Annotated in this window: 12 protein-coding genes; 6 read left to right on the top strand and 6 right to left on the bottom strand. The window is 41.4% G+C overall.

Features of this window, described 5'->3' with window-relative positions:
• Positions 1 to 9: 9 nt before the first annotated feature.
• The gene (locus tag MMU05_RS20175; protein WP_241143468.1) at positions 10 to 1,293 is read right to left on the bottom strand and encodes a hypothetical protein; all 1,284 of its coding nucleotides are present in this window, start codon (positions 1,291 to 1,293) and stop codon (positions 10 to 12) included.
• The gene (locus MMU05_RS20180; RefSeq protein WP_241143469.1) at positions 1,277 to 2,002 is read right to left on the bottom strand and encodes a type III pantothenate kinase; all 726 of its coding nucleotides are present in this window, start codon (positions 2,000 to 2,002) and stop codon (positions 1,277 to 1,279) included. The genes MMU05_RS20175 and MMU05_RS20180 overlap by 17 nt, the downstream gene beginning before the upstream one ends.
• 107 nt (positions 2,003 to 2,109) lie before the next feature.
• Between MMU05_RS20180 and MMU05_RS20185 the strand changes: the two genes are divergently transcribed.
• From MMU05_RS20185 to MMU05_RS20195, 3 genes are all read left to right on the top strand, one after another.
• Positions 2,110 to 3,183 carry an anhydro-N-acetylmuramic acid kinase gene (locus MMU05_RS20185; protein WP_241143470.1) on the top strand — a complete coding sequence of 358 codons (1,074 nt, stop codon included), beginning with the start codon at positions 2,110 to 2,112 and terminating at the stop codon, positions 3,181 to 3,183.
• Positions 3,184 to 3,251: 68 nt separating this feature from the next.
• Complete coding sequence (locus tag MMU05_RS20190; protein WP_241143471.1) at positions 3,252 to 4,478, top strand: Glu/Leu/Phe/Val dehydrogenase dimerization domain-containing protein; 1,227 nt, start codon at positions 3,252 to 3,254, stop codon at positions 4,476 to 4,478.
• Between the two features lie 197 nt (positions 4,479 to 4,675).
• A complete protein-coding gene (locus MMU05_RS20195) occupies positions 4,676 to 6,175 on the top strand; it encodes a sodium:proton antiporter (RefSeq protein ID WP_241143472.1) in 1,500 nt (499 codons plus the stop codon).
• A 45-nt stretch (positions 6,176 to 6,220) separates the two neighbouring features.
• Here the strand turns inward: MMU05_RS20195 and MMU05_RS20200 are convergent, their stop codons facing one another.
• Together MMU05_RS20200 and gpmI are read right to left on the bottom strand one after the other, a co-directional pair.
• Positions 6,221 to 6,775, bottom strand: a complete 555-nt coding sequence (locus MMU05_RS20200) for a hypothetical protein (protein WP_241143473.1) — start codon at positions 6,773 to 6,775, stop codon at positions 6,221 to 6,223.
• 85 nt (positions 6,776 to 6,860) lie between these two features.
• Positions 6,861 to 8,387: a 2,3-bisphosphoglycerate-independent phosphoglycerate mutase gene (gene gpmI / locus MMU05_RS20205; protein ID WP_241143474.1), complete on the bottom strand. Its 1,527-nt coding sequence runs from the start codon at positions 8,385 to 8,387 to the stop codon at positions 6,861 to 6,863.
• Positions 8,388 to 8,608: 221 nt separating this feature from the next.
• Here gpmI and MMU05_RS20210 point away from each other — a divergent pair, with 221 nt between their 5' ends.
• Together MMU05_RS20210 and nadC are read left to right on the top strand one after the other, a co-directional pair.
• Complete coding sequence (locus tag MMU05_RS20210; RefSeq protein ID WP_241143475.1) at positions 8,609 to 9,019, top strand: DUF4783 domain-containing protein; 411 nt, start codon at positions 8,609 to 8,611, stop codon at positions 9,017 to 9,019.
• A gap of 32 nt (positions 9,020 to 9,051) precedes the next feature.
• Positions 9,052 to 9,912, top strand: coding sequence for a carboxylating nicotinate-nucleotide diphosphorylase (gene nadC / locus MMU05_RS20215; RefSeq protein ID WP_241143476.1), 861 nt, complete (start codon positions 9,052 to 9,054; stop codon positions 9,910 to 9,912).
• 175 nt (positions 9,913 to 10,087) lie between these two features.
• Here the strand turns inward: nadC and MMU05_RS20220 are convergent, their stop codons facing one another.
• Together MMU05_RS20220 and MMU05_RS20225 are read right to left on the bottom strand one after the other, a co-directional pair.
• Entirely contained in the window at positions 10,088 to 11,320 is a 1,233-nt protein-coding gene (locus tag MMU05_RS20220; RefSeq protein WP_241143477.1) for an ammonium transporter, read from the bottom strand.
• A 53-nt stretch (positions 11,321 to 11,373) separates the two neighbouring features.
• A complete protein-coding gene (locus tag MMU05_RS20225; RefSeq protein ID WP_241143478.1) occupies positions 11,374 to 11,712 on the bottom strand; it encodes a P-II family nitrogen regulator in 339 nt (112 codons plus the stop codon).
• Between the two features lie 319 nt (positions 11,713 to 12,031).
• On the opposite strand from MMU05_RS20225, the gene MMU05_RS20230 reads away from it, so the two are divergent.
• Positions 12,032 to 12,809: sugar phosphate nucleotidyltransferase (locus tag MMU05_RS20230; protein WP_241143479.1), on the top strand; the 778-nt coding region annotated here is incomplete at its 3' end.

Below are 12,809 nucleotides of genomic sequence, written 5' to 3' on the forward strand. Positions count from 1 at the left end.
CTGTTAGTGTTATTCGAATACGCGTTTGTAAAACCAGGTATTATCGTTCAATGAAAACCCTAAGGTAAAGCCGAAGTAATCTTCTTTGATCAAATTATTATTAAGTGTACCTCTCGAACCAAACTTTAGGGCAAAGTTCATCAAAGATAAACTGTTGATAGGAACCGAAGCTCCAAAATTAATGCCAATATCAGTAATCTGCGTCTGGTTCAAAATGAAGGGTGTTTGCTGGTATTCAACTCCAAACCGAATAGTCGATCTTTTGAATACATTACTGGCCATGGAGAAGTTAGGAACAATCTGACCTCCGAGAGCAACCCTGTAATTATCACCGAGTTCCCCCTGTACACCTGAGAAAGAACGATATTGGCTAAAATTCTGCATCTGGGCTTCCAGACCAATCACAAATTTATTTATTTTTTCATAAGAAATTCCATAGCCTAGGTTACTTGGAATAAAAATCGTCCCCTTTTCATTGTTTGACAAGACATCTCCATCCGAATCGGGCCTGCTAGCTTGACCAAAATCGGCAATCTTAGCAAATTCTTTTCCATTAATATTTCCAAATGCATGATAGGTGGCACCCACATGAAGGTTGCTTTTGCTTCCTGTTTTGAAATAATAATGGATTCCTGTTTTATAAGTAACGTCACTGACAGTCAGTCTTTCGTAATACTCTGTCTGAAATCCGAATTCTGCCTCATCGGGGTTCAGCAAAGCCAATTGGTTGGTCCGAATCGTGGAACCGAAAAGATAAGAACCATGAATTCCCAAACTCAGGTTTTTGGCCAAAACAAAACCATAAGACAAATAAGCCTCGGAGATACCTCCTTCGCCCTCGACCCTGTTGATCGAAGATAAGTCAGAATTGGTTACCTGACCGTTTACAAGAATGCTGTAATTCACACTTGAAATCTGTCCAAGACCCATTCCAAGGGTCCTTTTCCCAGACTTGACAGGAAAAGACAAGGCCACGTAAGAAAGTCCGCCGCCATCGATGGTGGCATTGTCTGTTCCGCTGGTGACATTGATTCTCTTGTAGTTTAAAGCTGCCTGAAAATTAAAAATGGTGTTGCGGGTTGACAGCGCCGGGTTCATGTAATTTACCCCCCATCCTGTACCAAAACTTATTCCCAATCCACCCATTCCCTGATTTTGGGTAAGGCCGGAATAGTTGAATTCCCCCAATCCAAGCGCACTGTAAGTCGAGGCACTTGACTGCGGAAAGGCTTGTGAGAAAATGAAAAAGGTGCTTAGAACACCCAGAAATCTAATCCTATTGGTAATTGACATTGTAGCTTAATATTCTATTCAATCCACGCAGGACCAAATTAGGGATTACAAATATGTGGTCTTTTGTTAAGCTTTCAAAGATTTTTGAGTCACCTCCACAAATAATGACCTTCAAACCATCGTATCGTGCTTGGTATGCCTGGATAAATCCCTGCATTTCAAACTCGATACCAAAATACACGCCGGCCCTCAGACAGGCTACTGTGCTGTCTCCTATCATCTTTGGCGTTTCTTCGGGATCCATTTCTACCAATGGCAACCTTACTGTATGCTGGTTCATCGCCTTGAACCTCATCTGCAATCCCGGGGATATTGCTCCTCCAAGGTAACAGTCCGACCCATCCAAAAAGTCGTATGTAATACAGCTTCCCAAGTCTATGGCCAAAACAGGACAATTTTCAAAAACCGTCCTTGCACCTATTACTGCCGCCTTTCTGTCCACTCCCAAAGTCTCTGGGGTAGCATATAGATTTTGGAACGGTATCCGGGTTTTGGAGCTGAGAAACAAAAACGGAAAACCCAATAAATCAGTAAGCTGCGATTCAGTATAAGTAACAGAACTTACGATGGCGTGGCTGAAATTCTGCCTTTTTGCATAAGTCAAAAACAGTGAGAAGTCCTCAAAACTACTTTCTTCCAAAAGAATTTCCTTCTCAAAAACAGCTGTTTTGATTCTAGTATTTCCGATATCTATGATAAGCTGTTTCAACCTCCAGAAAGATTTTGACCTTTGCGAAATTAGTCAAATTCCGATACCCCACTTTTTGAATAAATTAAATTTAACTTTAGGGAGAATTATTTAACAAAAATTAACCCATGAAGACCCCTTCCACTTATAAAGTAATTGGCTTGATGTCCGGTACATCAGGAGACGGACTCGATATTGCCTATTGTGAATTTAAAAAAGGTGACAGCTGGAGTTTTGAAATCAAAGCAAGTGAAACAGTACCTTTTCCAAAAAAACTTGGAAAAAAACTGAAGAAGGCCCATCTCATGAAAGGATACAAACTTTCACTTCTTGATCTGGGATTTGGACAATGGATGGGGGAGCAAGTTGGGATTTTTATCAAAAAGAATAACCTGGAAGTAGAGGCTGTTGCCTCACATGGTCATACCGTATTTCATCAACCTTCAAAAAAACTTAGCCTACAGACCGGAAATGGATGGGCTCTGCACGCAGCATGCGGAATTCCGGTGATCAATGATTTCAGGATGTTGGATGTGCAGCTGGGCGGTCAGGGTGCGCCATTGGTACCGATTGGTGATAAGCTGCTTTTTGCAGAATATGATTACTGTATCAATCTGGGTGGCATAGCCAATATCAGTATGGAATCAGGCGGAAACAGGATTGCTTTTGATATCTGCCCATTCAATCTATTACTCAACCATTTTGCCGAAGAATGCGGCAAATCCTATGATAAAAACGGTAAACTGGCCAAAAAGGGGAAACTGCTGAAAAAAGAACTCGCACAGCTCAATAAGTTGCCTTACTATCAGATCGAGGGGGCAAAATCTCTTGGCAGAGAAGACTTGGAAGGTTATCTGAAAATCCTGAAAATGAGCAGCGATATGAAACCCGAAAACATCCTCCATACGCTTGTTATTCATTTTGTGGACCAAATCAACAAGATTTTGGTCCCGGTCTCAGGGAGGAAAACAAAAGTCCTTGTAACAGGTGGCGGTGCATTCAATAAGTTTTTTATAGAAAAATTAGGGGCGTCCCTTGATCCAGATATCGAGATGGTACAAGCAGATCCTTTGCTCATCAATTTCAAGGAGGCCCTTGTCTTTGCTTTTTTGGGAGTTTTGAAATTGAGAGGAGAAAACAACTCCCTGGCGACCGTGACCGGAGCCTCGAGGGACAATTGTGGCGGTCTTATCCATGGTTAAGAAAACCGGGGCTTTTTGGCGTGGAGAATATTTCTATTTTTGCCAGCTAATAAACCCAAATATTTACCATGAAAGAACTACTCAAAAAATTTGAGAACAAGCAACCTGAAATTATTTTCGAATGGAGTGACAGCGAATCAGAAGCGGAAGGATGGGTAGTCATCAATTCCCTAAGGGGAGGTGCTGCCGGTGGAGGAACGAGAATGCGAAAAGGACTTGACAGAAGAGAAGTGGAATCCCTTGCCAAAACGATGGAAGTCAAATTCACTGTCTCAGGGCCAGCTATTGGTGGAGCAAAGTCAGGGATCAATTTCGATCCAAACGACCCGAGAAAAGAAGAAGTACTCAGACGATGGTACAAAGCGGTCATGCCTTTATTGAAAAATTATTACGGTACAGGAGGAGACCTCAATATCGATGAAATCCATGAAGTCATCCCGATTACAGAAAATTATGGCCTTTGGCATCCCCAAGAAGGAATTGTAAACGGCCATTTTCATGCGAATGAACCTGAAAAAATCCGAAAAATCGGTCAGCTAAGACAGGGCGTTTCTAAAGTTTTGGAAGACCCCCATTATACTCCCAACGGACCTAGGAAATATAAAGTGGCCGACATGATTACAGGCTTTGGAGTGGCTGAAGCCGTGAGACATTTTTATTCCATCTGGGGTGGAAACCTTACAGGCAAACGGGCAATCATACAAGGTTGGGGAAATGTCGGTGCTGCGGCAGCCTGTTTTTTGGCTGTGGAAGGTGTAAAAATCGTCGGAATCATTGACCGCGACGGCGGCTTGATCAATCCTTCAGGATTTACTTTGGATGAAATCCGGAATCTATTCATAAAAAGGGAAGGGAATAAGCTTGTTGCGGACCAAATGATCCCCTTTGCAGAAATAAATGAAAAAATATGGGATATAGGATGTGAGATATTTATTCCGGCAGCTGCCTCGAGATTGGTGACCAAAGAACAGGCCGAAAGGATGGTCAATGCCGGGCTTGAAGTCATCAGCTGTGGTGCAAATGTGCCTTTTGCTGACCCTGAGATATTTTTTGGGCCGATCGGCGTGTGGCTTGATGAGAAAGTATCGCTTATTCCTGATTTCATAGCCAATTGCGGAATGGCGCGGGTATTTGCTTACCTGATGTCAGATCGGGCACTTTTAACGGATGAAGCTATTTTTGGGGATGTGAGCAAGACCATCAAAAATGCCCTTCAAATGACTTTTGAAAAAAACAGCTCCAGAAATAAGGTTGCGGAAACCTCATTGGAAATTGCATTAAAGCAGTTGGTATAAACATTTAACCAATCATCAGCCAAGAGGGGTTAATTTTAAATTAATTCCTCTTGCAGCTGATTTAGTATGCAGACCTTTTCATTCAAAATAAGTAGTTTAGCGAAAGTAAAATCCAAATTTGTATATTGATTGACATTATATCTTAGGTTTTTCTGAAACCCAAAACTGTTGAAAAAGACTGCTTAATTTTAAAATTAATGAAGAACCTATTTGCCGTTTTTATGCTTGTTTTCGGGATGGTTTTTTTAAACCTAATTCCGGAGGCAAATGCCCAGACAGAGGCCCAAACAGAAATGACAAGTGGGGATAGTGCAATCCATCATAATGACGGAGAGGCTGTGCATAGTGAGGGTCATGATGCCCATGGTTCAGCCCCCATCTGGCTGGTGATTCCCTTTGTGGCATTGTTGTTAATGATTGCGACCGGTCCCTTATTTTATGAAAATTTTTGGCACCATAATTATCCAAAAATCGCAGTGGGTTTGGCTATCATGGTTGTTTTCTATTACCTGTTTGTGCTACATAATGTCCACGGACCTGTGCATGCCTTGGCAGAATATATCCAATTTATTGCCCTCTTATCTTCGCTTTACATTGCTTCAGGTGGAATCCTGATTGAAATTGATAAAAAATCCACCCCGTTAGCCAATGTCACCCTCCTTTTGGTGGGAGCTTTGGTATCCAACCTAATCGGGACAACAGGGGCTTCGATGCTTCTTATAAGGCCTTTTATCAGGTTAAACAAGGGAAATATCCAACCTTATCATATTATCTTTTTCATATTTATGGTGAGCAATATCGGAGGATCTTTGACTCCGATCGGTGATCCACCGCTTTTCCTTGGCTTCCTAAAGGGTGTACCTTTCTTTTGGACAATCGAACATAATTGGCCGGCATGGGCATTGGCCTTGCTTTTATTGGCCGGGGTATTTTATGTGATTGATAGGAAGTTTGGAAAATCCATTGAGGAAGAGGACCTTGAAGAAGTAGTTTATACCAACAAATTTGGCTTGATTGGTTCAAGAAATTTCTTGTGGTTATTAGTGATCATCGGATCGGTGTTTTTGGATCCAAATGTTTTGGATTGGGTACCTGCCATAAACTATGACGGGCAAAAATTTTCTTTCCTAAGAGAGATCATTATGCTTTCCGTTGCTTTCATGAGTTATAAATTTGCCGATCAAAAAGCCATAAAAGGAAATGAATTTAACTTCGAACCAATCCTCGAAGTTGCTTTCATATTTATCGGGATCTTTGGAACGATGATGCCCGCTTTGGAATTGGTAGGTAATTTTGCCAAATCTCCCGAAGGAGCTGCTTTGATTACCCACAACACTTTGTATTGGGGCACGGGTGTCTTGTCCGGGGTCTTGGACAATGCTCCAACCTACCTCAACTTCCTGGCCGCAGCCATGGCCTCCCAAGGGGCAGAGATTGGGGTAATTGAGGACGTTAGGAATTTTTCCCTTGATAATTATGAGGATTCATCCTTTGAGCTGATGGCCATATCTCTTGCTTCGGTATTCTTCGGTGCAATGACATATATTGGCAACGGGCCGAACTTTATGGTCAAATCCATTGCAGAACAAAATGGCATCAAAATGCCATCCTTTTTTGGATACATAATTAGGTTTTCACTTCCAATATTACTTCCAATCCTGTTTATAATTTGGTTGGTGTTTTTCGCCTTCGTTTGACCTTAAAAAAATAGACAGGCCAATTTATAGAAATTGGCCTGATGGTTACCAAACCACTGAGGCATTCACAATCATTTTATTTGGCTTGAGAAAGATAACTTTCTGGACCGTTTCTACGGTGTAATGGTCAAGTCTGCCTGTTAAGCTTTGATTAAAGATAACACCCCTAGTTTCGGAGTTATAAAAAAGATTTGAGCTTTTCATTCTAAAGGTCACTTCCTTGATGATTTGTCCTTCATATTTGACCACAATTTTCTGAATTTCTCCTTTTTCACCTTCTTTCAAAGTATGAATTAGGTATTCTACACTTCGCTGGGTTTCATAAGAACCGGAAAGACTTGGCCTGCTGATATCTGCTTTGATAAAGAAATCAAGTTCCTTTAACCAGCTTTCCGAAGTTAGGGTATCCCGGATTGTTTCCTTTTCACCATTCACATTCAATTCCTTTAAAATCCCAACTCCCTCCATTCCTGATGCGGTAACCTCAATATAATCCTTGAGAGGAAAATAAACTGTTTCTGATTGTATTCCGGTCTCATTCTCGGAGGAACACCCCGCAACTAGAATTAAAATCAAAACCGCAATAAAATTATGTTTCATTCTCATCTGTTATTTTCTATTTGATATAAAATGACAATGACTCCATTCAGGTTTGAATGTATTCATTGTAGACACATGTATTACCTTATTTTATCAGGATATTCCCTGTCATTTCAGCTGGTATTGGCACACCCATCAAAGTAAGAATGGTAGGAGCAAGATCTCCGAGTTTTCCGTCATTGATCTGTATTTGATCCTGATTGTCGACCATAATACAAGGGACTAAGTTAGTGGTATGAGCGGTATTTGGAGTGCCATCCTCATTGATCATCATGTCACTGTTACCGTGATCAGCGATGACAATAAACGTGTACCCATTTTCCAGCCCGAGCGTAATCACCTGCTTAGCACACTCATCTACAGTTTCACAAGCCTTGACCGCAGCATCAAAAACCCCTGTGTGACCCACCATATCAGGATTTGCAAAATTGAGGCAAACAAAATCCACCTCTTTCCTTTTGAGTTCGGTCTTGATTTTACTGGCAATTTCAAAGGCACTCATTTCAGGTTTTAGGTCATAAGTCGCCACTTTGGGTGATGGACAAAGTATCCTGCTTTCGCCTTCAAACTCCGTCTCCCTTCCTCCCGAAAAGAAAAAAGTCACATGGGGATATTTTTCAGTCTCAGCTATTCTGATCTGCTTTTTACCATGCTTTGATAAGACTTCACCCAATGTATTGTTTAGGTTGTCTTTGTCATAAAGAACTTTGACACCCTTGAAAGTATCATCGTAATTGGTAAAGGTGATATAATTCAGTTTGAGTTTTTTCATATTGAAATCCTCAAAATCCTTTTGGGTAAGTACTTCTGTAATTTCCCTGCCCCTGTCTGTACGGAAATTGAAACAGATCACGACATCGCCTTCTTTGATCATTGCCAAAGGCTTGCCCGCCTCATTTACCTGAATGATAGGTCTGATAAATTCGTCCGTAACCCCGTTGGAATAGGATTTGGTGATCGATGCAATGATATCCTTTGATTTTTCACCTTCGCCATTTACCATGGCGTCATAGGCTAACTTCACTCTTTCCCATCTTTTGTCCCTGTCCATGGCGTAATACCGACCTACGACGGAAGCGATTTTTCCAACAGAATGCTGTAGGTGTTCTTTCAATTCATTGAGGTAATGAATGCCTCCTTTGGGGTCTGTATCCCTTCCATCCGTAAAAGCATGGATATAGGCATCAGACATTCCATTGGCTTTGGCAGCATCGCAAAGGGCCTTGAGGTGGTTAATGTGTGCATGCACACCTCCATCTGAAAGCAAGCCGATGAAATGGACATTCTTCTTGGATTTTTTGGCGTAATCAAAAGCCTCCACCAATACGGGGTGACTGTTCAATTCACCTTCTTTTGCAGCTTGATTGATCCTGACAAGATCTTGGTAAACCACCCTCCCTGCACCGATATTCATGTGTCCTACTTCAGAATTGCCCATTTGTCCTTCCGGCAGGCCAACAGCCAGGCCTGAGGCCTGAAGTTTGGAGTGCGGATATTTGGAATAGAGTCCGTCGATAAATGGCGTCTTAGCTTTGTCAATTGCAGAAACTTCCGGATTGGTCGCAATGCCCCATCCATCCAAAATCATTAGTACTACTTTCTTACTGTTCATGGAAAAAGAATTTGGAATATTGAAAATTGAATTCAATCAACTTGTAAAGTTGTCTATTCTTTGTCAAGCGGACAAAATTCCACAAGTTAATTTTTTTCAAAGCAGCTCAATCAAGTGGCAAATTGGCCCTTGACATGAATTTTTATTAGTTGAAAGTACTTTTTTTTTGAAAAACTAAAAAATCAAAATGATTTGGCTTAATATTTGAACTACATGTAGCCATGAAAAAGCCCTCCCTACTAGTTATTTTCTTTTTTGCGATATTTTTGTTTTCGGAAGCCATCGGATTTGACAACAACAAGTTGGATGCCAACGATGTAATCGTTCATTTTAAAGCCGGCTCAAGTAAGGAAATCGCAAGGTATTTTGACCAAACAGTGCTCCTGAATATCAATGGAACAAACGGTGATTATTCTAAAAACCAAGCAGAATATATTTTAAGGGATTTTTTCCTGAAATATCCTCCTCTCGACTTCAATGTGCTGCATCAGGCAGGTTCACCCGGTCCAACAGTTTTTTATGTGGGTTCCTATCAGGCAAAATCTGAGCAATTCAGGGTCTTGATCAAAGGCTATTCAAAAACCGAGGCTTTGCGGATTTACAGCATAGACATTATAAAAACCAAAATTTAAAAGGCACACCAACTTTTTTTTTAATTTTGGGTGTGGAAAATTTACCTTACTTATCAGCAGAAAAAATACGGGAGTTTATCCGGGAAGCACTTTTAGAAGACATCGGTCCCGGTGACCATTCAACCCTAGGCTCCATCCCAAAAAACCAATATGGACAAGCCCAACTGATCATCAAAGAATCAGGAATCATCGCAGGGCTAGAGCTTGCAGAAAATATTTTCCATCAATTTGATCCGAGTCTAGTTGTAGAAATTCTATTGAAAGATGGCGATGCGGTAAATCCCGGAGACATTGGCCTGAGAGTGAAGGGTTCAGCAGCTTCCATCTTGACTACCGAAAGGCTGGTATTGAATTGCCTGCAGCGGATGAGCGGAATCGCCACCAAAACCCATCAGCTATCCCAAATGATAGCCCATACGAAGGCCCGCCTGATGGATACCCGCAAAACCACTCCAAACTTCAGGATGATCGAAAAGTGGGCAGTCGTGCTTGGCGGAGGCCTTAACCACCGGTTTGCATTGTATGACATGGTGATGCTGAAAGACAACCACATTGATTTTGCAGGAGGTATTTCTAATGCGATACAGAATGTAAAGCGCTATCTGGAAAAGGAAGGACTCCATCTCAAAATCGAGGTTGAAACCAGAAATCTCAAAGAAGTCGAGGAAGTCCTAGCTATAGGTGGCGTAGATTACATCATGCTGGACAATATGGACTATGAAACCATGCGGAAAGCAGTGAGCATGGTTGATGGCAAATATCCGCTGGAAGCATCCGGAGGAATCACCGAAGAAACGCTCAAAGATGTGGCCGAATGTGGTGTCGATTATATTTCTGTTGGCGCACTGACACATCATGTAAGAAGTATGGATATCAGTTTGAAAGCTTATTGAAAAAAAAATCCTGAATATAAAATTCGATACTATTTGATATCGGATATTGGTGGATATTGAATCAGGTATTTTACCTCAATAGACATTAATAGTCATTGTAAATTAATTATTGCCTTAAAAAAAATGCCCAAGAATTAATTTCTTGGGCATTTTTAATTCTTCCTATGTAATCAATTTAGTCCTTTGAAGCAAAATCAGGATAAGCCTGCATGCTGTGCTCGTTGATATCCAGACCTTCGAGTTCTTCCCTTTCATCAACCCTGATTCCCACAGTTTTCTTTAAGGTGAAGAAAATCAGCCAGCTTGCCCCAAAGCAAAACGCTCCGACAATGCCAATCCCGATTAATTGGGACATTGCCTGCTGAAAACTTGCCAGATTACCCAATAATCCAACTGCCAAAGTACCCCAAATTCCTCCTATCAGATGCACCGAGATGGCTCCTACAGGATCGTCAATTTTGATTCTATCAAAAAACACCACTGCAAATACCACCAAATTCCCGCCAATAAATCCGATGATGGCAGATTCTCCGACGCCCATTTGGTCGGCTCCGGCTGTGATTCCTACCAATCCGGCAAGTATCCCGTTGAGCACCATGGTGATGTCATAAGTTTTGAACTTCAGGTAGGAAGCGATCAAAGCTCCAAAGGCTCCGGCTGCACCTGCGATGGCGGTGGTCACAAAGACCAAAGATACAGTCCCAGGATTTGCCGTCAGCACCGAACCACCGTTAAAACCGAACCATCCGAACCATAACAAAAATACACCGATCGTGGCCATTGGGATATTATGCCCCGGAATGGCTTTCATGCCCGTAGGTGTATATTTTCCCAGTCTTGGCCCAAGCAAAAACGCTCCTGCCAACGCTGCCCATCCACCTACTGAATGTACAATCGTAGATCCTGCAAAATCATAAAACGGCGTAGCCATGGTATTCAAAAATCCACCGCCCCATTTCCACATACCCACTATCGGATAACATAATCCCACGTATAATATCGAAAAGAAAATAAATGGACCCAATTTCATCCGCTCAGCAACTGCACCAGAAACGATCGTAGCCGCTGTTGCAGCAAACATCGCCTGGAAAATAAAATCAGTGTAAAAAGTGTACCCTGCATTGTAGTTGCTAGTGTCCCAACCTTCAGGAAGGGATAGCCCAAAACCTGAAAATCCCATAAATCCCCCGGCAAAATCCCCTCCCGGATACATAAGGTTAAATCCGACAAAGGCATAAGAAAGTAGGCCTATTGCCGGAATGAGTGTATTTTTAAATAGGATGTTGACTGTATTTTTTGCTCTTGTCAGGCCGGCTTCTAGACTTGCAAAACCCAGGTGCATGATAAATACCAAAATGGTAGCTACCATCATCCAAAGGTTATTGATGGTGAATAATTCTTGAGTCATAGGTTTGAAAGGTTAATATGTATGTATCTTCTTATTCTTGAATCTATTTTTCATTAAAGGGCATCTTCCCCCGTATCGCTGTTTCTAATCCTGAAGGCTTCGATGGCTTCGTAAATGAAAATCTTGCCATCACCCACTTCGCCTGTTTTTCCCATTTTTAGGATACAATCTACCACTGCCGGTACCAATTCGTCTTGGGTGACGATTTCCAGTTTGGTCCTGTGTATGTAAGTAGGTTCATAAGCGACTCCCCGGTAGGTCTGCAGTTTGGCATGCTCCATCCCCATTCCCTTTACTTCATAAAACGTCAGGAACTTAACACCAAGACCGGCGACGCATTGATGTATCTCATCGAATTTGGATGTTCTAATGATTGCTTCGATTTTTTTCATTTTCTTCAATTTTAACGGTGATTCATTGGAAAAACATTGCTAATGTAAGTGAAAAATCGAGTAGAAACATAATTTGGTTATTTTTTCAATTGAATTTTTTAAAAAACACATATTTTCTATTATTTAGACATATTTTTTTAACTGCTATTTCTATTTTTTTATTAAAAAAGTACTTTACTAATTCTTTTTAAGACCAATGGATTCATATTGACCATGAAATGGATGAATTAATGGCCCTTCGTAAATAATCTAAACCAAATCTTTGTCTGAAAGCTGAAAAACCTAACTTTGAGGCCTGAAAAAACATAAGCAATATTTTATGAGCAAAAAACCAACACTTTTAGTCCTTGCCGCCGGAATGGGCAGCAGATACGGAGGAAACAAACAGATCGATGGATTTGGACCCAATGGAGAGACCATTTTGGAATATTCTATCTACGATGCTATCCGTGCAGGATTTGGCAAGGTAGTCCTGATCGTCAGAGAAGAAATCCTTCAAACTGCCAAAGACCTACTTTTACCAAAAATGGAAGGTAAAATTGAAGTGGACTTTGTACTTCAATCAATTAAAAGTTTTGTTCCTGCTGAATTCCAAAATCCAGAAAGGGTAAAACCTTACGGAACAGCCCATGCGGTGCTTTGTGCCAAAGACGCTATTGCAGAACCATTTGCAGTAATCAATGCGGATGACTTTTATGGCAAAGAGGCTTTTGAAGTTTTAGGTAAATTTCTGGTCGAAAATGTCAGACCTGACCTGCATGCCATGGTGGGATATGCGATTCAAAACGTACTTTCCGAGCATGGCACCGTCAGCCGGGGCGTATGTTCCATGAATGAAGCGAATCAACTCATCGGCATGGTCGAAAAAACTTCCATCGCGCGAGAAGGAGATAAAATACTTGCCAAAGGAGATGGTGAAGTCCTAGAAATTAAAGAAGGAACGCCTGTATCGATGAATTTTTGGGGTTTTCATCAAGATGTGTTTTCGGATATTGAAAAGATGTGGCTTGATTTCCTGCCAGCCAACAAAGAGAATCTCAAGTCTGAATTTTATATCCCGACTGTGGCCAATAACCTGATCCAATCAGGCGAAGCTG

This window comes from Cognataquiflexum rubidum (assembly GCF_022538115.1).
In the GTDB taxonomy this organism is placed as follows: domain Bacteria; phylum Bacteroidota; class Bacteroidia; order Cytophagales; family Cyclobacteriaceae; genus Cognataquiflexum; species Cognataquiflexum rubidum.

Coding starts and splice junctions, on each gene's coding strand:
- MMU05_RS20185 (WP_241143470.1), top strand. CDS start 2,110: ATGAAGACCCCTTCCACTTATAAAGTAATTGGCTTGATGTCCGGTACA.
- MMU05_RS20175 (WP_241143468.1), bottom strand. CDS start 1,293: ATGTCAATTACCAATAGGATTAGATTTCTGGGTGTTCTAAGCACCTTT.
- MMU05_RS20190 (WP_241143471.1), top strand. CDS start 3,252: ATGAAAGAACTACTCAAAAAATTTGAGAACAAGCAACCTGAAATTATT.
- MMU05_RS20220 (WP_241143477.1), bottom strand. CDS start 11,320: ATGACTCAAGAATTATTCACCATCAATAACCTTTGGATGATGGTAGCT.
- MMU05_RS20210 (WP_241143475.1), top strand. CDS start 8,609: ATGAAAAAGCCCTCCCTACTAGTTATTTTCTTTTTTGCGATATTTTTG.
- MMU05_RS20200 (WP_241143473.1), bottom strand. CDS start 6,775: ATGAAACATAATTTTATTGCGGTTTTGATTTTAATTCTAGTTGCGGGG.
- MMU05_RS20225 (WP_241143478.1), bottom strand. CDS start 11,712: ATGAAAAAAATCGAAGCAATCATTAGAACATCCAAATTCGATGAGATA.
- gpmI (WP_241143474.1), bottom strand. CDS start 8,387: ATGAACAGTAAGAAAGTAGTACTAATGATTTTGGATGGATGGGGCATT.
- MMU05_RS20195 (WP_241143472.1), top strand. CDS start 4,676: ATGAAGAACCTATTTGCCGTTTTTATGCTTGTTTTCGGGATGGTTTTT.